12 protein-coding genes are annotated in these 23,277 nt (G+C 47.8%); all 12 read right to left on the bottom strand.

All coding sequences use genetic code 11. The features are described from left to right. Window positions 1-388 precede the first annotated feature (388 nt). Window positions 389-3,472: a LamG-like jellyroll fold domain-containing protein gene (locus DCW36_RS10600; RefSeq protein ID WP_114778603.1), complete on the bottom strand. Its 3,084-nt coding sequence runs from the start codon at window positions 3,470-3,472 to the stop codon at window positions 389-391. Window positions 3,473-4,164: 692 nt separating this feature from the next. Further along, window positions 4,165-5,166 (bottom strand): glycoside hydrolase family 43 protein, encoded by a 1,002-nt coding sequence (locus DCW36_RS10595; RefSeq protein WP_114778602.1) that lies wholly within the window; start codon window positions 5,164-5,166, stop codon window positions 4,165-4,167. A gap of 298 nt (window positions 5,167-5,464) precedes the next feature. Beyond that, entirely contained in the window at window positions 5,465-7,399 is a 1,935-nt protein-coding gene (locus tag DCW36_RS10590) for a glycoside hydrolase family 97 protein (RefSeq protein ID WP_240676125.1), read from the bottom strand. Between the two features lie 291 nt (window positions 7,400-7,690). After that, window positions 7,691-10,138, bottom strand: a complete 2,448-nt coding sequence (locus DCW36_RS10585) for a sugar-binding domain-containing protein (RefSeq protein WP_114778600.1) — start codon at window positions 10,136-10,138, stop codon at window positions 7,691-7,693. Between the two features lie 444 nt (window positions 10,139-10,582). Further along, window positions 10,583-11,248 carry a DUF3823 domain-containing protein gene (locus tag DCW36_RS10580; RefSeq protein ID WP_114778599.1) on the bottom strand — a complete coding sequence of 222 codons (666 nt, stop codon included), beginning with the start codon at window positions 11,246-11,248 and terminating at the stop codon, window positions 10,583-10,585. A gap of 115 nt (window positions 11,249-11,363) precedes the next feature. Continuing rightward, complete coding sequence (locus DCW36_RS10575; RefSeq protein ID WP_114778616.1) at window positions 11,364-13,187, bottom strand: RagB/SusD family nutrient uptake outer membrane protein; 1,824 nt, start codon at window positions 13,185-13,187, stop codon at window positions 11,364-11,366. A gap of 11 nt (window positions 13,188-13,198) precedes the next feature. After that, entirely contained in the window at window positions 13,199-16,366 is a 3,168-nt protein-coding gene (locus tag DCW36_RS10570; protein WP_114778615.1) for a SusC/RagA family TonB-linked outer membrane protein, read from the bottom strand. 421 nt (window positions 16,367-16,787) lie between these two features. Continuing rightward, window positions 16,788-16,934, bottom strand: a complete 147-nt coding sequence (locus DCW36_RS22575) for a hypothetical protein (RefSeq protein ID WP_164891100.1) — start codon at window positions 16,932-16,934, stop codon at window positions 16,788-16,790. Window positions 16,935-17,306: 372 nt separating this feature from the next. After that, entirely contained in the window at window positions 17,307-18,941 is a 1,635-nt protein-coding gene (locus DCW36_RS10565; RefSeq protein WP_114778598.1) for an alpha-L-fucosidase, read from the bottom strand. A 438-nt stretch (window positions 18,942-19,379) separates the two neighbouring features. Then, a complete protein-coding gene (locus tag DCW36_RS10560) occupies window positions 19,380-19,718 on the bottom strand; it encodes an L-rhamnose mutarotase (protein ID WP_114778597.1) in 339 nt (112 codons plus the stop codon). Window positions 19,719-19,895: 177 nt separating this feature from the next. Then, window positions 19,896-20,960, bottom strand: coding sequence for a glycoside hydrolase family 43 protein (locus DCW36_RS10555; protein WP_114778596.1), 1,065 nt, complete (start codon window positions 20,958-20,960; stop codon window positions 19,896-19,898). A gap of 87 nt (window positions 20,961-21,047) precedes the next feature. Beyond that, window positions 21,048-22,607 (bottom strand): glycoside hydrolase, encoded by a 1,560-nt coding sequence (locus DCW36_RS10550; RefSeq protein ID WP_240676124.1) that lies wholly within the window; start codon window positions 22,605-22,607, stop codon window positions 21,048-21,050. Between the last annotated feature and the right edge of the window lie 670 nt (window positions 22,608-23,277).

The following is a 23,277-nucleotide window of genomic DNA, read 5'->3' as shown; positions in this document are numbered from 1 at the left end:
CTCTATCTCTGCTTTTGAAAAAACACCTCTTAATCAACTACTTAACAACACACAAATACAAATGCCGGAAAATAACATTTGTAACCAATTGAAAATCTTTTAATTATACTTGGACACTAATGATAAATTACCTATGATGCTGGGTTAATTATCAATGTGTAGGTCGTGTAGTCAACTACTCAAGCAGCTCATACAACCAAACATTTGTAAGCCAAACGTACAACCATAACCACACTTACATAGGGGCCAGGAATACAAATGAAGGGGGGAAGCTTTCCAGCAGGCCCTTTGAATTTGTAATCCGTATTCAAAAAAGTAAATCCTGTGAAAAGCGCTCCACAGGATTTACCTCATTAATCAACCTCAACTTTTTCAGGAAAGGGCTGGTTTAGTTTCTGACAATTTTATAGTTACTCATCTCTCCGGACCCTCTTTTAACTTTTACAATATAGACACCAGATTCAAGCTTACTTAGATTAAGCTGATTGTGAGCCTCCGTCAATTGAACATCTATTAAAGTCCTGCCGGACAGGTCCATGATACTGACTTGTACTTTTTCCTTATTAAAGCTATTGAAGTTAATGTTCAGGACGTCACTTGCAGGATTCGGATAAATGTTGATGCCTTCCGAATCCTGTATAGCTATCGCACTGGTTGTACTTGCAGAAGGATTCGTACAGGTAATCTGGTTAGCCGCAGCGTCATACGTCAGTGAGGCATGGGTAACATTATCTACACAGAAATCAACAGTAGAAACAATTTTTGCCGTTGCTGTTGTTTGCAATGTTACCTTACCATCTGTGCCGGTCACCCCGGATACCGTTTCATTAAACGTTCCGCTGAAAGTACCTGCCACGGTTGCTCCAGCAGCAGCACTACCCAGGTTATCCTGGATAGCTACCTGAACCGTACCATACTTCGCACCTTTAGGCGCAGCTGCGGTTCCTGTCGTAATAGAGGCAACATGAGCAGACGAAGCTATTACTGCTGCCAGCTGCGCAACTTCGGTTGCTGACAAGGCATAGTTGTACACCCTGAAATCGTCGATACGGCCATTCAACAGCGGGTCAGGATATTGGCTGCGGCCGATGTAGTTCAGCACCGGTTTGAAGTCCAGGGGGCTGATGGTAACAGTATTAGACTCCGCTACCAATGTGCCATTTACATACAGGCGTCCACCGAATGCCCCCAGTGTTACCGCCACGTGCGACCATTGCCCTGTAGGCAATGCGGGAGCGTCCAGCATTTGTTCCCCGCCACCATTCTTAATGGCAAACCGCAAGGTTCCTGCTCCTGAGCCAGGGGTTAAAAACATGTTTTCGGCCGTGCTGTTGCCAAAATCGAAGATGCGTTGCCAGGCCCCACCCCCGTTCCAGTAAACCCACGTGGCAATTGTAATCTCCTGCTGGTTGGCTACATCGGCCGGCAGCTGTACGAAGGCATCCGTGCCGTTGAGCGCTATTGCTTTGGGACCAACCTTGCCTGCAACATATGATGTGCCGCCCAGCTTGGCGCTGTGGTTCAGGTTGACGGAGCCGTCCAGGAGGTTGTCCTCGAACTGGTAGTGGGCTACCAGCGCATTGGCACCAGTAGGTGTTGCCGATACTTCAGAGGAGTAAGCCGAGCGGTTCAGGGAGCCGTCCACTGCTTTGATTTTGTAAAAATACTGCACCCCTAACGTAGCCGAGTTGTCCACAAAAGAGGTGGTAGTTACATTGCGGGCGATGGTGTTGTACTCTCCTGAGGCTGACTCTTTACGGAAAATAGTGTAGCCTGCTACGTCCGCTTCCGGACTGGCAGTCCACTCCAGCCGTACAGACTCCGCATTCGCTGTGGCCACCAGGTTACCCGGTGCACTGGGCGCGGTAAACTCTATAGGCGCTCCTACAGGAAGCAGACGCCATTGCTGGTTCGGACTGCCATTCTTTTCCCACTGTATTACATTTCCGCTTCCATCGGCATTAACACAATAAGAGCTTTCCCTGCTTCGGATATAGAACCAGCCGTCCCCGGCATAGTCCAGGTACCACTGCTGATTACCGCCCCACCCACCTAAGGTCCACAGGCCGATGTTGGCCCCATTGTCCAGGGAGTAGTTATTCAGGTCTAATGACATCGTACTACTGAAGGCAGGCTTGATGCGGTAATAGCTGAAGTCACCTCCAACGCGTGCGTCAACAGGCGTCACATCCCATTGCTGGGTACTTGCGCCCGCGTAGCTGCCGAGCAGGGCATTGGCGCCGTCACCGGTTCCGTCCACCTGCAGTACCTGGCCGCTCACGCGATTTACTAATTTGTAGCGCCCGCTGATGGCGGGTTGAATGTCTTCGCCCCAGGTGATGTTGATTACCCTTTCGGCATTGGTCTGCCCGCTCTGGTAACCGGTACCGCCCGGCATTTCCAGTACAAACTCCCGCTGCGGACCGATTCCGTCGTAGTACACCACCCGGTCTTTGGATATGTAATTATAAGTGGTGGTGACCGCCTGCCGCTCGGAGGTGCCGCCGAAAGCCTGAATCTTCCCCTCAGGGGTACGGTAAACCGCTGCTGCCGTCCAGTTTGGCCGGTGCTCAGCATAGCCTAATCGCTGCCCGTCAAAGGCCTTCACCATCTCGCCCCGTGCCAGCTCTGCTGGTCCCCACCAGATACCGGTCTGCATCCCGTATTCATAGCCTACCAGGCCTTCCACTACATTATGCAGTTCATCGTCGGTAGCATGGTGGCCATTGGCCCTGACGGTTTGGAAGAAATTAGCAAAGCTATCAAAACTGCCTGCCAGTTGGTGGGTATTTCCCTCGTTCACTCCGGCAGGTTTAAGGAAGTTGTACCAATCCAATGCGGCATCGCAGTTCAGGGTATTGCCTCCGGAGAGGCGTATGTTGCTGAAAAACGGGTTGTTCTTCAGCAGGGCTGTAATATTATACATATCCTGCTGGGACCCCTGCCCCCATCCATAATCGGGCTCATTAAAGGCACCCACTGTTATCACACTGTGCCCGGCATCCAGATACCGTTGAGCCGATACCTGGATCAGCTTCTCCCAGCGATCAGGGTAACCCACGTACCAGGGATCCACCGAGGGGTGATCACAGTTCAGGGCCAGTTTTGTATTGGGGCCAACATAGGTATTAATCAGGTGGAGCCGCCAGTTGAGGTCGTTCAGCTGCTCCTGGGTCAGGTCCTGGCCGTTAACCAGCGGATAGGTGGGCTGAAAGGAAGCTCGTACAATATCTACCTGGTTGAGCCCCATGAAGCGGATGGCCCGCCGGAAATTCTGTTCGTCAGGCCAGGCAAGGTCTGCTCCGAAGCTTATTGTTTTGGATATACCGGGGGCTGTCAGGCTGAAAGGCACCACACGGTGCGGAATAGGATGGGCAACTATGGTGCTGCTCGTGCTGGTTGTTTGTGCATTAATTTTGGTGGTTCCAAATCCAAACAACAGCAACATTACTAAGGTAATATTTTTTCTCATTGAACTTTTTAGTTATACTGTGAAAAGTTGTTTTAGCAGCTACTTATTAAAATAGCTGTAACAGGCTAAAAGTCATGGGATGTCACACCCAAAGCAATAGAGAGAATTCCTTAAGCAATAGGTAAAGGTAAGTGAATAGTGTGTAGCCAGGCCTAACTACCAAACGTTTGTTAGACAAATTTATACTCTTGCTCTGATTCGTAAGGGGGGCCAGATTTCAAAAGACAGAGGGGTATTTTTTATTTATTAAAAACTGCTCCACTCCGGGCCCTCTGCAAACAGTAGACTTCCGCATACTGCGGCGTTACCTCAGAGCAGTGCTGGCAGTCATTGAGGGGAAGCAGGTTTAAAGGAGAGCTTACAAAGGTCTGCAACATCAACTCCTGCAAAAGAGCAGTGGCTTTGGTGGCGGGTGCAGAAGAACAAAACACCTTTAGCGGCCTTGCAGTGTAAGGCCGCTAAAGGTGTTTTGCAAAAAGTTGAGCAGAGAAGAGCCCACAATGCCGTCAACTAAAAAACAAAAAAACTGTCATTTCGACTGAAAGGAGAAATCTGTTGAAGCAAGATTAACCTATCAGATCTCTCACAACTACGCTGGCTCCCTTTGGCTCTCGCTTCGGGAAAAGTATCAATGACAACAAAAGAATTAAGTTGATGGTAGTGGGAGAAAACTTGTAGCGCTTCAGGTTAAATTACAACGGCCTACCCACTCTTAGCTTATCCCCTGAATCGTCCACTTCAAACAATGTCGGAATGCGGATGTAGCGCCCGTTCTTATCTTCTTTGTGGCTGTGCACCGACAGCAGCAGCTTACCTTTAAACGTACGGAACAACATGCCGTGTCCGTAATCGGGCGGTGTTATCGGGTCTTTTTCGTGTATCCAGGGACCATCGAGGGTGCCGCTCTCGGAATAGGCTATGCCTTGCGTGTATATGTTATGAATCCAGCTGGTCCACAGCATGCCGAGTTTCCCTGTTTTGGTGCGGAACAGCCAGGGCCCGTCGGTTACTTTATTCGGAATAATGTTACCGGCTTCGTCACGTTCCTTACTCCAGGGAGACTCGCTTGCCCGGAAAAGCAGTTTACCTTCGCCTACCGATCCGCTTAAGTCTGGTTTCAACTCTATTTTTTCGATGGTGCCGTCCCAGTTTTGCAGCCATTCGTAACAGTACACCATGTAAGGCTTTCCGTCTTTATCTACCCAAAAAGTACCATCTAAGGTAGGTTTGCCGGCAGGCAGGTAGGTTGGGTCCTGCATGGGCACATAAGGTCCGTCGGGTTTGTCACTGACCAAAATATGACTGGCCCGGCGCTCGATCACATTTCCCCGCACCGTATCAATTTTCACATCGCGGTTTGTGAAGGTAGCGAAATAGTAGTATTTGCCTTTGTACTGGTGCAGCTCTGCCGCCCAGATCATCGGGCTCTTCCCCATCCACGAGTCCGGGTCGGTCTTTACAACCTTGTAGGGGCCAGTCCATTTTTTCAGGTCCTTGCTTTTCCACAGCATTCCGCCTGTGCCGGTCATGTAGTACATACTTGTTTTTTTGTCAGCCAGGATTGCGGGGTCGCTCAGGCGGATAGAATCCAGGGGCACATCCGTTTTTAGCACCGGCTCCCGGTTTTGTGAAAATACGGGAGCCAGGCTGCTGGTGAAGAAGGCCAGTAGAAGTAAGACGCTTTTATAGCTCATAGTATGGTTAATAAGTCTGTAATAAGTACTTCCCATTCTGTATTAAATATGTTCGGAAGAAGAGGCTTAATGCTGTATCCCAAACCTCTCTTTCCGCTCGCTCCTTCCAAACTGTTCACGCCCGTTGCTGCTTACTTAACTGGTTTGGACACGTGCCACAATAGCAAGCTGTACCGCTGCCCATCAAGAGCAAGCACTAAATAAAGGAAAAGAAAAACAACAACAATTACAATTTATAATACAAAATTTCAAATCATAAAATGTGTAACTGCACCTGCCACCACAGCCTCTGCTGCCTCTACCTGGCACTCGTCATGTTGCCTTCTTTTTTATTCACTAGAACAACCCCGCCTTGCGGCTGGATGGTAATTTTCACTTCGCCCTTTTTATCTACTTTCAGCTTTTTCAGGTAACTTGTTCCACCGGGGTTGTCGCCATAGAACTGCAATTCCTTGCCTGCCAGCATCGGGAGTTTGACTTTTAACTGAACAGCTTCTTTCTGGGCATTGATGCCGGCCACGTACCACTCCCCCTCATGCTGCCTTGCCAACACACAATACTTTCCCGGATACCCGTCAATGAAAACTGTTTCGTCCCAGGTAGTAGGAACCTGTTTCATAAAATCAACGGCGAAACCAGGTGCATCCTGCAGGTTATTGGGCGTGAGGGCAAAAAACTGGACCGGGTTCTGGAAAAGCACGGCGGTTGCCAACTGAAAGGCATCCGTTGTTCTCCTGTGGTTACCCCCATCGTTGGTGCGGTTGTAGCGCTTGTTCAATACCACACCGCCAAACTCCATGCTGCCCACAGCATTCCGGATAAACGGATGTAGCGTGGCATGAAAAGCTTCCATGTCATTGGCACGCTGGGTGAACATCAGGTTTTCAGAAGCCAGCACGGCTTCGCTGCCTACATAGTTCGGGAACATACGCTCCCATCCTCTCGGCAGGGTTGTACCATGAAAAATTACCATCAGCTCATAATCATTTGCATCCGACAGAATATCTTCGTACAAGCGCATGGTTTCCTGCTTGTCGCCTCCAAAGAAATCCACCTTAATGCCTTTCACCCCGTTTTTCTTCATCCACTGCATTTCCTTTTTGCGGGCAATGGCGGTGTTCATTTTATTTTTCGGGGTTTGAGGCGCATCGTTGGCTACACCGTTGGAGTTGTACCAGAGGAAAACACCCACATCTTTTGACTTTGCATAGGCAATCAGTTCTTCCATGCGCTGGTAGCCAATCTGCTTGTCCCACAACGCATCTATCAAAATAAATTTATACTTGAGTTGCGCAGCCAGGTCAATGTATTTTACCTGGTCGTCGTAGTTCATGCTGTTGTCCTGCCACATGATCCAGCTCCAGGTGCCTTTGCCGTACGTATACTTGATGGAAGGCTCATACAACGGTTCTACCACATCAAAAGGAATGGTAGTTTCTACAACAGGCTTCAGGTTGTTGCCTACTGTAATGGTGCGCCAGGGGGTAGTGGCAGGAAGACCGATAGCGGCTCCGGTGCTTCCGAAGCCGTTGTTTTCCATTTCGTCCGGGAATGCGATGGTGTAAGTCCCGTCAGGAGTTGGGTCGCTTAAATGGGAGCCGCAATAAAGTCCCTGTACGCCTGTTTCCGAAATCAGTGCCCATTTTTCGCCAATCCGAAACAGACAGGGAAATGTATACCCCATCCCATCTGCAGAACGGGCAGCAATGTCCTGTTCAATCTGATACCCCTCCTCATAACTTGGCTTTGTCCGTGCATAACCAACCATGCTTTTCGACTGGGGTGTCAGGAATCCTTTAGCATGCTGCGGCAAATTAAAGCCGGTAGCTTCTTTTTCCACCACAAGTGCCAGCGGACCTTCAGACTCGGGAAGCTCATACCGGAAGGCGATATTGTTGTTACTAACCCGGAACTCAACTTTAAATAATTTGCCGTCTTTGTTCTTTAAGGAACAAACCAGTGTATTGGCCTGGTAACGGATTCTGGAACGCTTAATTTTTTCCAGGCTGTACTCCTGGTCGATGGCACCGCCCTCTGCGCCCACCCAGCTAAGCTCAGTGGCGTAATTCACCAGATTGGTGGTCAGACCAAGAGGAGAATTTTCCAGAACTGCCTCCCCGCCATAAGTCACATGATAGAATGGCTGACCATTTTGTACAAAAACATCAACTTGTAACTGCTTATTGGGGCTAGCAACATTTCCCTGCCGGGCCTGGGCCAGGACCGGAAGCATTATCAATAAGTTAAGAACGAACTTAAATAATCTGCTTGTGCTTTTAATTTTCATGAGTATGTTGTTGTACTACCTATGCCAAAGAACTGACTACAGCAAGTTTTAAATTTTTCCTGATATAAAATAGTAGTAATCTTTTATGCCGTGTAGCAGCCAGGCACTCCAGGTATGACCAGATGAACATATCAAACACTAAGTACTCTTACTTTTTTAAATGCACTGCACCTGCCACCACAGCCTCTGCTGCTCTTTTTTTGCTTTAAATATTTAGTCCCTAAACCCGCCGGGTTTTCATTTGTAACTCAAGCCTGTGGGAGATTTGCTTTTCCCGGTCCTGATGATGACCGTTTCTCGCTCCAAACCCGGCGAACTTACTTCCAGTCTGATCTCGCCGGCATTCTGCGTGCTTTTCAGGATAACCATGGCACGTCCTTTCCAGGCTTTGCGCTCGTTGCCTGCATAAGAATCGGCGTCTTTCAGATTGGCATTTCCAACTGCGGCAATCACGCCTTCTCCTGTCACGTTGAACTGGAGCAGGTTTTCGGCATTGGGTTCAATATTTCCTTCGGCATCGGTTACCTCAACCATTACATAAGCTAAATCCTGCCCGTCAGCCTGTAGTTCTGTCCGGTCGGCAACCAACTTTATCCTGCTTGCTTTTCCGGCGGTTTTTAATTTTCTCGACTCTACTTCCTTATCTCCGGCAACACCTACTGCTTTTAAAGTACCTGCCGCATAAGGCAACGTAAACACAGCTTTAAACTCCTGCTCTTTGGCCGTCTGCTTTTCCCCGATAAGTTTGTCGTTCAGGTAAAGTCTAACTTTCGGATGCCTGGAATATACTTCCACTTGTATCTCCTTGCCTTCGTGGCCGGGCCAGTTCCAGCTTTCCCAGGTGGGCCACACCGACCACATGGTTTCTTTTATTTCTCCAAAGTAACCGCTCGGCTCTTTTACAGCCATATACAGTTTTTTATCTTCATTGTACAGCAAATCCCGGTAGTGCGAAATTGGTTTTCGCCAGCCTATCAGGTCAATGTCGCCGCAGTATGCTCCATGCCACGGAAAGAAGTCCCCTTCCCAGTGTTGTCCTGCTTTTTCACCAGTATAATAGTAGCGGCCGATGCTTGATTCACCCAGGTAATCCATAGCCGTCCAGACGAAGTCGCCGATGATATACGGGTGCTCCTGCACCAGCTTCCAGTTAGCAAATGCATCTCTTGGGTACGATTCTGTCTGAACTATAATCCGGGCAGGCACACGCGCATGGTCGGAGGCAGCCCGGTGCAACTGGTAGTTATAGCCCCCGATATCATGTGCAGCAAATAATGGATCGAATATCTCCCAGTCATTGTCCCAGGTAGTCATGGCGGAGGTTACCGGGCGTGTCGGGTCAAGTTTGCGTACATGACTGGCCAGCATAGTAGCTGTTTCAACTGCTTCGGGCTTCTTTCGTTCGATAATCTCGTTGCCTGTGCTCCAGAAAACAATAGACGGATGGTTACGGTCGCGCAGGACCATCGCCTCAATGTCCTGCTGCCACCACTTATCAAAATGTTTGGCATAATCGTGTGGCGTTTTGCTTTCCCGCCAGCCGTCAAACGATTCGTCCATCACGATAAGTCCCAGCCTGTCGCAAGCGTCCAGAAATGCTTCCGATGGCGGATTGTGAGCAGTGCGAACAGCATTAAAACCTGCTGCTTTCAGCAGCTCCACTTTTTTATACTCTGCCCTGTCGTATGCAGCTGCTCCCAAAATGCCGTTGTCATGGTGCACACAGCCTCCGTTAAGAATGACCGTCTCCCCATTTAATTGAAAGCCCTTCTCGGTACTGAACGCAATGGAACGAATACCAAAAGAATTATTGACTTCGTCGAGCGTGGACCGGCCTTTCACCAGCTTTACCTGTGCCTCATACAGCACTGGCGTTTCAGGAGACCATAGCCCAGGCTTCTCTACTATGATGGACTGAACCACTTCTTTCTCGCCATTGGCTGGTACTGTAACTTCCGCATCCCCTTTGCCAGCACTTTTGCCACTTTTATCGGTCAGTTGTGTAGAGACAACAATGCGCTGCGACGATTTCTTATCATTTTTAACCAGCGTTTTTACCTGAACAGTTGCCTTCTCCCTGCTTACCCCGGGCGTTGAGATGGCTACGCCCCACTGGCCGATGTGAACAGGGTTGGTTACCGTAAGCCAAACATGGCGGTAAATACCGGAACCGCTGTACCACCTGCTATTCTTCTGCTGAGCATTATCAACACGGACAGCAATAACATTTTCCTTCCCGTACTGCAGGTATGGTGTAAGGTCGTAGAAGAAAGAGGAGTAGCCATAAGGACGCACCCCAAGTGATTTTCCGTTGATGAACACTTCGGAATTCATGTAAACGCCTTCGAAGTAAACCGAAACCTGCTTCCCCTTCCAGGCAGACGGGGCCTTGAACGTTTTGCGGTACCACCCGATCCCGGCCGGGAAATAACCGCCGTCGTTGCCCATCGGGTGCTTCGGGTCCAGCTTTCCTTCTATACTCCAGTCGTGTGGCAAATCGAGCGCCCGCCAGTTTTTATCGTCAAAAACCTTTTCACTTGCTTCGGGTTGGTCGCCCAGTGAGAATTTCCAGTTGTAGTCTAAAAGCTGTCGCCTGTTATTAGTGGCTAACTTCTGGGCACTCCCTTCGAAGCAGCAACACACCAGTAGCAGTGCAGCGGCGAGTAGTGTAAGATGTTTATTCATATCAGATATTTTGTTTCCTTTTCTATAGCCCGGATCTTTAGAACCAGCGGCAGTAAAAGCGCCTATGCAGCTATTTTAATTCTGCTGCACCTGCCACCATAGCCACTGCTGTTCACTCAGCCAGCACTTTTATGATTTTTTGTTTACTGATGTTACACAGAAGGTTATTCATCTCCCTTTTAAAAAACTAACTATTAAAAAAATGATCTGCTCATGCTACCATTGCCGTTACTCCTCAAAAAGAAAAAACTACTTTAGTTTCCCAGAAATGCTTCCGGACAGGTCAACTTGCACAGGTAGGCAAAACCGATCAACCACCCCGAATGCTTTCAGGGTGGTTGATCAGTTTTGCTACAGTTTAGCAAGCGAGGCCGTGTACAGGCAATCTCTGCACGCTACGCCTGCTCTTAATAAATCAGATGTGTGCATCAATTCACCCGCACCTTAAAGCTTCTTTACCTGGGTGTAATAGAATTCAGGCGATTTATCGGAACGAACTCCAATACGTGCAAATACAGTAGACAGACTGGCCAGGTTGGCAGGTAAGGTAGCACTAACCGTTACTTTCTCGCCGGAAGTTATGCCTGAGATATCGATGTTTTGTGCATAATCTTTAAAGTTTTCATCGAGCAGAACGCTCTTGTTTAGGTACAGTTTAACATCTCTCAGGGCAGCATCCTCAACTATTTTTTCAACTACAAACTCGGCAGTAACAGTATTGCCATTCCTCGTAATCGTTTCGTCCCGGATAATAAAATAGGGAGTCACCCCGATATTCTGAACTGTGTTTCCTTGTACATTTACCACAACAGTATCATTGGGCATATTTTGCCACGGGGCGCCGGCAAGCCGCACGAGTTTGTACTCTCCGTCGAACAAACGTGCTGAGAAAGTGCCGTCCTGCGCGACATGCACCGGTATCTTCTGGTTAAGTGCGTAACCATCCTGCCAAAGCTCCAGTTGCACTCCGTTTGTTCGAACACCTACCGGATTGCCATTGTAGGTGACTGTACCTGTCAGCATTGACTTTGGTGGTTCGTAGTTATCTTTTTCACAGCTGGTTAAAGCAAAGCTTACAAACGCTGCAAATAGTATCAATATTCTTTTCATTTTATATTCTGATTAATTTTTAGAATAGTACTTTATTTACTATCCGCAAATATCCATTCGTTCTTTTAAACAAGTATCTTATTTGCGAATAGTAAATTCAGCTACTTTATAATGCCTATTGGAAAGGGTTCGGTTTCAGCAAAGGATTGTTATCCAGTTCACCTTGTCCAATGGAAGAATAATAATTGGCTGGTCTAAAGAACCTGGCTTGCCGGAAACGGACAGGACGTACTCTTTCAAAGATAAATTTCCCATCGTCCGGATGCCCCTGCCTTACAATCTGGTAGGGGTACAGGCCATATACCACCGCATCGGGGTCATTCTGGCTTCCGTTCCAAACCTGGTCGGCAATTCTCCAGCGCTTCAGGTCCCAGTAACGGTGATCTTCAAAGGCCAGCTCCACACGGCGTTCGTGACGGATATCCTCCATTGTAAGCGATGTAAGGCTGTTGGCCGGAAATCCACCGTGTGCTTCTCTTACCTTGTTTATGTAATTTACGGCATCTGCATTACCCAGCTCAAAAGCGGCTTCCGCTGCATTCAGGTAAATTTCACCCAAACGAAATACAGGCCACCAGTTTTCGCCAAGTGTTGGCCGGATACCCGCATTGGGGTCCTCAGAAACAAATTTTCTAAGATAGAATCCGGTGTTACTTACAAACTGCGCATCGTTTATTGGTCCATCAAGACCAGTTAGTGTTCTGCCATTCTCCTGGCTTCCCAAGCCTCCGGTTCTTAGTTCGTACCCGTTACCATTCCAGACAGCAATTCCGGCCTGAATATCAACTTCTTCGCCACGGAATTCGCTACCCGGGTAAATTACGGTTGCCCGAAGGCGCTCATCCTTATTGGCAAAAATGTCTTCAGGCTTATTATAAACAATATAATTACCATTGGCATCTTTAACTCGCAGGGTTCCTTCACTTCCATCCAGGTACTCGAAACTTTCAACCAGATTGAGTGACGGCGAAACCATCGATGACCCTTCAATATCAGTTCGGAGGCTTCTGGTAACATTATCGTAGGTGAAAAAGTTAAGTTTTTCACCGCTTCTAGAAAAGTCTTTTGCAAATATTACCTCCGCTGAACTTTTGTCCATAAACAGGTTATAGAAGTCATTGCTAAGGCTATATTTTGTACTTTCTATAATTTCCTTCGAAGCAGCAAGAGACTTCTGGTAGTAATCGTTCGCTCTGCCGGCCGGGATGCCTACTTCCCCTCCCGGTAGGGTAACAGGCGCATTCATTAAGTTATTATACTTCGCCAGGGAACCTGCATAGAGCATTGCCCTGCTCTGAAGCGCCAGCGCAACATACTTGTTCGCACGAGTCTTACTATCCGCCGTCATTGTAAAATTATCCTTAATGGCCTGGAGCTCGTCGTATATAAAATCATATACCTCTGCTTCTTTTGCACGTGGCCTTTGCAGAGGAGTTGCATCACCACTACCGTCGTAAATCAACTGTTCGGTAATAATAGGTACGCCTCCCATTCGCTTAACCAGTTCAAAATACACCAGTGCTCTCATAAACCTGAGCTCTGCATTAAACTGCTTTTTCTGCTCTTCGGCTAAGGGCGATAATTTATCCAGGTTCTCGAGTGCCAGGTTAATATCCCGGATAAGGCGATAGTCCCAGTATCTGCCGTAATCATTTCCAAACTGGAAGTCGTTCAGCCAGTTCTGGTCCGTATGCCCCGACCACATGGCGTCGTCCAGCTGCGCCATTGCCTGGCTGTTAAACACGGCGCCAACCGGGATTCTGTCGTAATAATTGGAGAGCATACTTAAGATCAGGCCAGGGTCGCTCCAAAGCTGCTGATCGGTTATCCTGTTTTTGGGCTGTCGTTCCAGCCACTCATCGGTGTCGCAGCTTGCCAGCAGGATAAGAGCCGACAGCGCCAACCATGTTATTTTAGTGAATATCTTTGTTAACTTCATTGTGTTCATGTTTAGAATGTCAGATTGCAACCCACCATTACCGTTCTTTGCTGCGGATATACCACTGCGGCTTCAGCCTGTATCTCCGGATCTATTTGCAGGTGACTAACAGTGTCTATCGAAAATAAATTAGAGCCGCTTACATAAACCCGCGCATTGGATAACAGGGCTTTCTTAGCCCAGCTTGCAGGAATGTTGTAGCCAAACTCGGCATAATTCAAACGTACATACCGGATTGGATGCAACCAGAAATCAGAATTCCGGCCATTGTTCAGGCTGGTGTTGTTCCTGATGGCAGGATAGCGGCCGGGAATCCATTCGCTGTTCGGGTCATAAGGATCGGCGCGGTGCCACCTGTCTGTTAGCAGGTAAGCCGGGGAATTACCGCCTGCATGGAACGCGTTTCTAAGCTCATAATTCTGGAACCACGACTGCATACCCGCACCGGCAAAGTTCAGGTTTAAGTCGAATCCTTTCCACTTTAAGCTAATATTGGATCCAAAAGAAACCATAGGAGACCATCCACTAGGATACCCGATCGGAACTTCATCCAGCCAGTTGATAACGCCGTCTTCATTCACATCCTTATAGATGATATCGCCTGGAAGCTGCGTTCTGTTGTTTTGCCCGTCGTTGTCGATAGGGTGATTCCTGATTTGCTCTTCCGACTGAAACTGTCCATCAGATTGTAACCCCCACCAGATACCTCCCCAACGGTCCTGGCTCGAGGTGCGCCATTCGTTATAGGAGTTTCCAAAACGTGGTTTATACCTGTCCACCGTACGGAACCGGGAATAAGTAGCATTGGCGCTTATACTGTATTGTAGCTCACCAACATTATCCTGGAAAGTAATTATTCCATCAGCTCCCCGATACTCATCCTTATTCAGGTTTTCGGGTGGCAACGGATATCCTACTTCACTCGGAATAAGCACATCATAACGTCCTGCAGGACGGCCGGAAATCACTTTTCTGAAAATGTCGGCAGTTAAGGTCAGCTTGCTGTCGAAGAAGGCGGCATCAATACCAGCATTGTACATGGTGTGCTTTTCCCACGACAGGGTTGTTATAGGAGGATTGTTTGGCGACAGGCCGGTTACCAACGTTCCGTCCAGTACCGATCGTGGTACTACAGCATTGTTGTCAAACCTACCGAAGCTGTATCCGGCAAGGTACCCAAAAGGTGGAATACCGGCTTCCTGTCCTGTCTGGCCAACAGAAGCTCTTAATTTCAGATCGCTGACGGTATTTTTCAGCCCTTCAAAAAATCCTTCATCCGAAATTCGCCATCCTGCTGAAACCCCGGGAAAGAATCCCCAGCGGCTATCAGCGGGGAAAAGGTAAGAAGCATCGTAGCGCCCGAGCAGTTCGAGCATGTACTTATCCTTGTAAGAATAATTGATCCTGCCGAGGTAACCTGCCCGTGCCTGGTAAGTCCATTCGTCGCCATAGCCGGTAAGCAACTCCAAGGAGTTCAGGGGAATGTAGTTGTTTGTAGGAGCTGCTGCAAGCCAGGTCAGGTCTCTGTCCCAATCGTTTAATTCAAAACCTGCAACGGCAGAAAAATTATGATCCTGACCAACTGTTTTCGCATAATTTAACTGGAACTGATGATTGCGCGATTCCGATTTTGTCTTCGTCTGGAATCTCCATCTTGCGCTTTGTCCACCTGTTCTGAGGTAGGCGTTATTGGTTGCATCGTAATTGTAGAGATCGTAGGTGTACTGAAACCCGTTGAACAAGATATTCGTGTAGTTTTGCGAATAGGTGTATTTGGCAGTCAGGCCGAAGTCAAATACATATTCTGCAAACAGGTTCACATTTATGGCCTTCGAATGGCTGTCTTTATAACCTACAATATCACGGTCGAACAGTGCAGGGTTCAAATCAGGCCTGTTCGGTAAATTCCGGATATATTCCGGATTCCCATTGGCATAAGGCCCCACAGTCGGCCGGTTCGAAAACATGGCTAACATAGCGCTGAAATATCCGTCTCCGCCTTGCAAACCTACATCGCGCGTGTCCTCTAACTTAACAGAGGTTTGGGTGCCCAGGGTAAGTCCTTTGAAAATGTTACTCGACAGGTTAAGCTGGAGATTACTTCTGTCGTAATCAAAATCTTTCATCAGGGCTTCCTGTTTTAACCTGGAAAGCGAAAGGAAGTATTTTGTATTTTTTGAACCGCCGTCTACACTCGCATTGATATGATATTGCGGTACATTTTTCCTCGTAATCAGGTCATAATAATCATAGCTTTCGTATCCGGATTCAGCACCTGCACCTGCTTCCCACTTGGCAAGTTCTTCCCTGGTGTAAAGGGTACTCGGATCTATTCCTGCATTCTGCGCTGCTTCCACCTGGCCCCGCACATACTGCCCAGCATTTGCCAGCTCAGGGAAACGTGTCAGGTTTTGCCAGCCATAATAGCTATTGATATTTACCTTTGCTTTATCCTGATACTTCCCTTTTTTGGTGGTGATCAGTACAACGCCATTGGCAGCCCGTAAACCGTAAATGGCTGCTGACGCATCTTTCAGGATAGAAATGCTTTCGATGTTTTCCATGCCTATGGTATTAAAGACATCGTTTCCTGAAACCCTGGAAATACCCAGCCAGTCTCTGGATGCATCGCCACCATAAGGAATGCCGTCAACTACAAACAGGGGGTTACCCATATTGCGGACTTCCAGCTGGATACCCCGCCCCGGACGGGCATCCTTTGCTCTTGTGGTCACGCCGGGCACCTTACCGGTAAGTGCGGCGGCTGTGGTGGTAGCGGCTGTCTGGTTCAGCAACTCCGAGTCAATACTACTTACTGCAGCCGTTACCCTTCTTTTAGATTGCGTACCATAACCTACTACCACTACCTCATCGAGATTTCTGTTATCAGTACTCATGGACACATTAATTACGGTTTGTCCGCCCACTCTTTTTTGTTGGGTAAGCATACCTACAAATGAAAACACTAACGTATCGCTATCCTGAACTCCTGAAATCGTGTATTCCCCCTCGATACTGGTAACGGTTCCCTTAGAAGTTCCTTTTATAATAACACTTACACCCGGTAAAGACACTCCTGAATTATCTGTTACTGTTCCTGAAACAGATTTTTGCTGTTGATTTCCTGTTGTACCAGCTGTTCGGTTCCTGGTATAGGCGTGCGCCTCTGATAAAGACATCCCGAAAAAGGATATCATCAGGAGCATCACTGCAATTTTTTTGTCTTTATGCTTTTTTAGCAACCACGGACTAAATCCGAAGAGACATTTGTTGTTTTTCATAATGTTGTTTTAGACTAGAAAAATAGAAAATGTAACATTAATTAAATAAGAAGCACAAATCGTCTTTTCCTGCTACTTCTTCAGACGACAGGCCATAAAATTTTTAACTCATAGGCATTATATATTTATCTGTAAATTATACACTTATTTTTTCAACAAAAATTCCTCCTCCCTGCCAGCTGCACCCTCCAAAGTTTATTTACCTGCTTTCGAATGTTTGGAGCGAATGGCCATCCAATGTCACGTCCAGCAGCTACTTGGTGGCTATTTTAATTCTGCTGCACCTGCCACCATAGCCACTGCACATCACGAAGTGCTCTTATTCTTCGAGGTCAGCCTCGAGCTTTTTCACCTGTCCGGGCTTGAGTTGTAGGTCGATTATCTTATCGCCGTACCTTACTTTTGTCTCTGTGCCGTTTATGCTGCGGATTGTGGCTGAAACCAGTTTGTTCTCTTTCCACTCCATATCCACTTCTTGGAGCAGTAACTAGTTGTAACATATAGAAATAGTTGTTAAGTAGCTGTACTAAGATTCGTTCTCTGCTACAGGGGCATATTACTTAACTCCAGCTTACACTTGCTATCCATAACTGTATAGGCTGCTCCCCCTGCGTTTGTACAAACAACAGGTTTTTAATTTTACATTTTCTCATCCTCAGCCAAACCTAACGGAGGTTCAGCTGAGGATGAAAGATACTCTATCATGGTTATACTTCCCATATGCGCATTCCGCATCAGCGTGGCTACCCGCCGACAGAAAACCATAATTCCTTGTACACTTCATACAACAGCAATTCTGGGGCTACCCTAGCGACAGTTGCTCTTTACATCAGCTACTTCAGGAGATTTTAAAAACGACTGCAATATCATTAAAGGGAGCATCTTTAGGCAAAGCTATTTCCAGCGCATTTTCTTTTTGCTCGAACTCGACATCTCTTTTATGCCCCAGCATTTTCACTTTGCGAACACGCTTTGTTTTTCCGGCTTTTTTTGCCAGAGATTCAATGCTAATACTGTCCTTTTCCGGCTTGCCCATTACGATAGCATAAAGATCGTTCTTTTTAGTGGTGAACCTGATATCGTCGCTTGTAAAAGGCTTTCCTTTGCCCTCATTGAATCCTTGGGCATGCAGTACAGGTGCCTCTTTTTGTGCAGGTCCCTCACCGAACATATGCCAGGGCCTTGTTCCGATAATGGCTTCTCCGTTGGTCTCCATCCAGTCTGCTATTCCCTCCACCACTTTTCTTGCCTTGTCGTCTATCGACCCGTCGCCCCGCAAAGGAACGCTTAACAGCAGGTTCCCATTCTTGCTCACCACATCAGCTAACATATGTATTACTGTTTTAGCCGATTTATAGTGGTTTCTATCATAGACACGCCGGTCGTAGTGCCATGAACCAATACAGGTGCAGGTTTGCCACGGTTCAGGTTCAATTTTGTCACTTTGTCCTCTTTCAATATCCCACACCATGCACCTGCGCTGCTGCTCATCTAATATTTTGCCATTGATAACAGCCTCTAACTTTCCTTTATTCAGACTCATGCTGCGGTTATAGTAATCGGCGGCTATCTCCAGCCCCACATTGCTAATCGGCCATAGGGGTAACGCCGTATCATCGAAATAAACGATGTCCGGATTATAATTGGTAATGAGTTCCAGCGTCCTGTCGCGGAAGTTTTCGCAATAGGATTTTGAAGGAACACTAACACCCGTATCCACATCCCAGTGCCATTGCTGGTGTATCCTGTTATTATCTTCGCTGCCGCTGCTCAGCGGATGGTTTTGCGCATATAACTCCTGCGGGTCGTAACCTTCCCACCACTTTCCTGTACCATCCTCTTTTTTTAATTTCCCATCATATGGCACCCCCTTTTGCGGTCCGTTTTTATCGGAGCGCTGGGCTGTTTCGTACCAGGTCCAGGCATGGGCGGCATGAACGCTGACACCAAATCGCAACCCCCTTTTTTTAGCTGCTTTTTCCCATCCGGCAACAATATCTTTTTTGGGGCCTACATTCGTGCTGTTCCATTTTTGATGACTACTGGCATATAAATCCAGGTTATCATGATGGTTGGCCAATGCCATAAAATATTGCGCGCCTGTTCTTTTGTATAAATCCATCAGCGCCTCCGGATCCCACTTATCGGCTTTCCATTCGTGGATAACATCTTTAAAACCAAAGACAGACGGATGCCCATATTTCTCTACATGATATTTGTATTGGTCGGAGCCCTCCATATACATGCCGCGGGCATACCAATCGCCCCGTTCGGGTTGGCACTGGGGGCCCCAGTGCGCCCAGATGCCAAACTTGGCATCCCGAAACCACTGCGGCACCTTGTAGTTCTCCAAAGAAGACCAATCCGGCTTAAAAGTAACATCTTTGCGGTAATCAGCCCCCATTGCCAATTGGCTCAAATACATGGTAGGTATGGCTGCGCCCAAAACTTTAATTACTGTTCTTCTATCCATTATCGCTATACGTTCATTTATGAAAGTATTGATTTTTTGCTTTGCCTGAAACCTAGTTTAACCTGGTAATAAAAAATAATCCTGAGCGGCACGCCATTCTATAACCCTGCCCAAGCTGCTTTGCTTATTTACAGGATTACCGGTAGCCAATAGCAGGTGCGGCAAATAGGTGGCGGCTGCCCCTGCTGTCGCTAAAATTACCAGAAAGTTTCTCCTGGAGTCCTTGCGATGCTGCTTATTGTGATTCAACCGATATGTTTAAATGCATAAATAAGTTAATATAATTTCAACAACAATGGAAAAGTGGTAAGTAGTAAGCATCTCTGCACCTTGCTCACAAGTTCTTTCCAGGATGACAAAAAGAAAACAACTTAGACTAATCTAGTCCTGTTACTTAGCATCTTTCAATCTTTTGGTTGTTTTTGCCTTATGAGAAAATTACCGGAGTTCAAAAATCTTATTCATCAGCACCCACTTCTCCCCTGGCTTTGCCCAAGGCAAAGGCTGCTGAAACTTCCACATCAACTGCTCCCATTCCTGTACTGCTGTGTTGGCTGCATCCATGGCGGCTTTGCGCTCGAAACTGAAACGGTCGTCGGTTTCCATTATCATAAATAGACGGTTGCCAGTGCGGTAAATTTCCATGCCCGTAATGCCGCTGTCGAGAATACTCTTTCTGATTTCGGGCCAGCTGTTTTCGCTTTTGTGCCAGTGTTCGTATTCGGCTATCAGGTCCGGGTCGTCGATGAGGTCGAGGGCTAAACAATATTTATTCATGTGTAAAAGAAGCTAATTTCCAGGAGAAATGACTGCTGCACTCGTTGGTTAAAGACAGACGCTGTTACTTACAAAAAGAGCAATTAATCTGAACTCATCCGGTTGATGAACAATCGCACCTGCCACCATAGCCACTGCTGCTCTGTTTGACTGAGATCACCTCCGTCTACTACTATTTTATTTGCGCGACACTTTCATAGGCCTGGCATCAGTAGCAGGCTGCACCCCTTCTGACGTCATCAGGACACGTTTCATGCTGCCATCGGGGTTATAATAGAGGTAATCGATGCAAACGGAGCGCCTGTAACTACCACCGCCTGTCGGAATGCCGCCGTTGTGGTAGATGAAGTAGGACTTGCCTTTATAATCGATAATGGACTGGTGATTTGTGTTGGAGTTACCTGCTATTTCGTTCAGGATTCCCTTAAACTCCCAGGGGCCGTGGATGCTGCGGCTCATGGCATAGGCAATTTTTTCGGGGAACTGGTAGGCATACGACAGGTAATACCAGCCATTTCGCTTGTGTATCCAGGGGGCTTCTGTGTAATTGGGGAGCCCTTCAATCTTTTTGAAAGGACCGTCCATCTCAATCATGTTCTCTTTTAACTTCACATAATAAGGCACCGTGTTTCCCCAGAACATGTAGGCCTGCCCGTCATCATCAATAATAACAGAAGGGTCGATATCGTCCCAGTGTATTTGGGTATCTTTGGTCATATCGTTCGTTATTAAGGCTTTGCCAATAGCATCTTTAAAAGGACCTGTAGGTTTGTCTGCCACTGCTACACCAATTGATTTCCCGTGAATAGAACCGTGTTCCACGGTGGCAAACCAGTAAAACTTACCGTTTCGCTCAATCACCTGCGAAGCCCAGGCATCGCCTTTTGCCCAGGCAAAAGTTTTAGCCGTTAAGGGTACCGGGTGCTCCTTCCAGTTTACCATGTCGGTAGAAGAATACACCAGCCACTCATTCATATGGTAAAAATCACGGCCTTCATCGTGCCCCGCATATAGGTACACGGTGTCTTTATAAACCAGCGCCGCCGGGTCAGCTGTGTATTTATCCCAGATGATAGGATTGCCTGGTTTTTTGGCAGGGTCCGTAACTGGTGTGGTTACCTGCTGCTCTTCTGTTGCAACACTTCGGGCAGCCTGCGGTGCACAACCAGTAAGCAGGATACCCGACAACAAGCTGATTGCCGTACTTACGTTCGTTTTTACTTTGAAAAAATTATTTTTCATGTTCTTTAAAACTTAAAATACTTCATACATACAGAGCCAAAGCTTTTAAACAGGCGCTTCCCGCCGGTGTAGGTTGCTGAAGCCCGTTTAATTCACAACAACTGTCGTAACAGACCGTGGCGGAAGCCGAATGCCATCCTTTATTATCTGTACAGGCTGTGCCTTCAGGTTTTCGTCGGGTGCGGCAGTGGTAACGTAGCTGCTGAAAGTCTTTGCTTTGCTAAAACCCTGGCCATTCAGCTTCAGTTGCTGCTCCTGCGCCTGGTAATTGATGGCTACCACAACTGTTTTTCCATTGCCATCTGCAAAGGCCGAAACCATCAGCTTTTGTGCTGCTTCCTCAGCACCCAGGTTGTCGCTTCGCCGGATGTGGAGGCGGTGCATTCCGGGGCGGACAAACAAACTGTAATGGCCCAATGCCCAAAGGTTTTTAGTCGCGGCAAAATCCCCATCCGTAAAATCTTTATTAGGCTGAAGCGCAATCAGGTAGTAACGGGTATCAGATTCAGCCCTGCCCGGCTCGTAGGCATTCCAGAACTGCCAGGCAGCGGCATTGCCTGCCGTCAGGTCCTGGTGGATGAGTTTTGCAAGGAACAGCCCGCAATCCATAGCACTCCGCCTGCCCCTGGCTCGCTCCCGGAAGCCATCGCCTAACATCGAATACTCAGATTGCCAGAACTTAATGCCATGCTGCTGCACCGTTTCGGCCAGCTGCTTCCGCGTGGCAATAATGGCACTGTCTCCTGCGTCTGTAAAGTAGCTGTGCCCTGCCACTAGTTTAGGAACATGCTTCAGGTTACCCAGGTAGAGCTTGCTGCCGGCATCGTACAACGCCTGCACCTGCCGCGAAGCAGCGCCTGTATCGCCGTAGAGGTGTTTAAGTGTAGCGGCCTCCGTTGTGAGAATCCGGGACTTTAATTGCTTTTGCTCCAGCGACTTGTCCAGGGCAGTTATTACCTTGTAAATTTCCTCATTCTGCCAGGGAGTGCCCTCCTGCTTGGCTTCCCCAAACTTTCCGGTCCAGTCCCATTGCGGTTCATTTACAGGGCTGATGTAATTAAAGTGTATGCCTGTTTCATCAAAGTGTTTTATTACCTCTGTCAGGAAATCGGCATAAGCCTCGTATTTATCGGGCCGAAGGTTAGACCTGAAATCTTTAGTTGTTTTAAAACCCAGGCCGTTTTGTGTAAATTGAACCGGAGGGGTATTGGAGAAAGCAATCAGGTTTTCGACACCGTAGCTTTTTGCTTTTTGCAGAAACCACCTGTAGCCGGACTGCTTGCTCCAGTCGTAGGTGCCGTCGGGGTTCAGAAAGCATTCTACCCGGTGGTGTACACTTCTGATGCCGCTGCTGTCGCCCTGCTCGGCTGTGCCGCCGCCAATGTTAAACCGCCAGGCCGATAGCCCTATGCCTTTCGGATTGCCCTGCGCATCTGTCTCTTTACTGAAGAGCAGCTCCGCTATCCGTTCCTTCTTTTCCTGGGGCCAGTTTCTTCCTATAGCTTCTGAAAACCAGCAGCCTGCCGCGCCGAAATTATCTATTGCCTGTGCTCTGGCAGCAGCATCTATAGTTATTTCAACCGGCTTCAGGACCTTTTTATTTTCCTGGGCTTTGCCATTACCGATTACTCCCAAGAGTAAAAGCAAGCCAAGAATATTTATTTTTTTATAAAAAGCATTCATTGCCATTAAAACTTACTTACCCAACTTGTATAGCTTCTGAGGATGTAATTTCAGTAATCACGTTAACACCCTAACCGGTTTATTCAACAGTACCCGGTTGGGATAGCTACTGATGTTACAACATAAAACTAGCAGCCTCACAAACATCCATGTAATTTTTTGATTGAACCACTGTTCTACAAATGTACCCTTCTCCCAGGCATTACAGGGGGGGTGAGACAGCTAAAGAGGGGGGGGAAATTTCTAAAAAGCCTGCCTGGCACAAACTAATGTTTATTTCAGTGACAGCCGTTATCCCGGTAAATATCTGTTGGTAACGCTGATATTCAGCCACCTGCAGGCAAGTTGCCTACCTTGCTCCCGCTTCTGGCATAGTGAGAGGCAGTAAGAAAGACGGGAGTAAAAAAACGGAAGCGACTGTGGCAGCGCAGGCACGCTGCCGCCTTCTAAGAGAAGCAGTACAGCGGGCCTGTTGTGGGTGCCCGCAGAGCAGAGGCTGGCCGGATAACAGGTAGAGGCTGCACGCCGCCGGTACCGCAGCGCAGCCGATGGCAGGAAGGATGGATGACGTTGTTCAGTGGAAGTACTTCTTCCGTTTATCCGGGAGGGGGCTGCGGCATTAGGTGGCGGCAGT

Origin of the sequence: Botryobacter ruber, from assembly GCF_003347595.2 — a bacterium.
GTDB lineage: Bacteria > Bacteroidota > Bacteroidia > Cytophagales > Hymenobacteraceae > Pontibacter > Pontibacter ruber_A.
Note: the sequence above shows the minus strand (reverse complement) of the source record. Positions and strands in the feature narration are given on the sequence as shown.

Bases quoted from the DNA above. Each gene is read 5' to 3' on its own strand.
- DCW36_RS10595 (WP_114778602.1), bottom strand. From the start codon at position 5,166: ATGAGCTATAAAAGCGTCTTACTTCTACTGGCCTTCTTCACCAGCAGC.
- DCW36_RS10570 (WP_114778615.1), bottom strand. From the start codon at position 16,366: ATGTCTTTATCAGAGGCGCACGCCTATACCAGGAACCGAACAGCTGGT.
- DCW36_RS10585 (WP_114778600.1), bottom strand. From the start codon at position 10,138: ATGAATAAACATCTTACACTACTCGCCGCTGCACTGCTACTGGTGTGT.
- DCW36_RS10560 (WP_114778597.1), bottom strand. From the start codon at position 19,718: ATGAATAAATATTGTTTAGCCCTCGACCTCATCGACGACCCGGACCTG.
- DCW36_RS10580 (WP_114778599.1), bottom strand. From the start codon at position 11,248: ATGAAAAGAATATTGATACTATTTGCAGCGTTTGTAAGCTTTGCTTTA.
- DCW36_RS10555 (WP_114778596.1), bottom strand. From the start codon at position 20,960: ATGAAAAATAATTTTTTCAAAGTAAAAACGAACGTAAGTACGGCAATC.
- DCW36_RS22575 (WP_164891100.1), bottom strand. From the start codon at position 16,934: ATGGAGTGGAAAGAGAACAAACTGGTTTCAGCCACAATCCGCAGCATA.
- DCW36_RS10590 (WP_240676125.1), bottom strand. From the start codon at position 7,399: ATGCTTCCGGTCCTGGCCCAGGCCCGGCAGGGAAATGTTGCTAGCCCC.
- DCW36_RS10565 (WP_114778598.1), bottom strand. From the start codon at position 18,941: ATGGATAGAAGAACAGTAATTAAAGTTTTGGGCGCAGCCATACCTACC.
- DCW36_RS10600 (WP_114778603.1), bottom strand. From the start codon at position 3,472: ATGAGAAAAAATATTACCTTAGTAATGTTGCTGTTGTTTGGATTTGGA.
- DCW36_RS10575 (WP_114778616.1), bottom strand. From the start codon at position 13,187: ATGAAGTTAACAAAGATATTCACTAAAATAACATGGTTGGCGCTGTCG.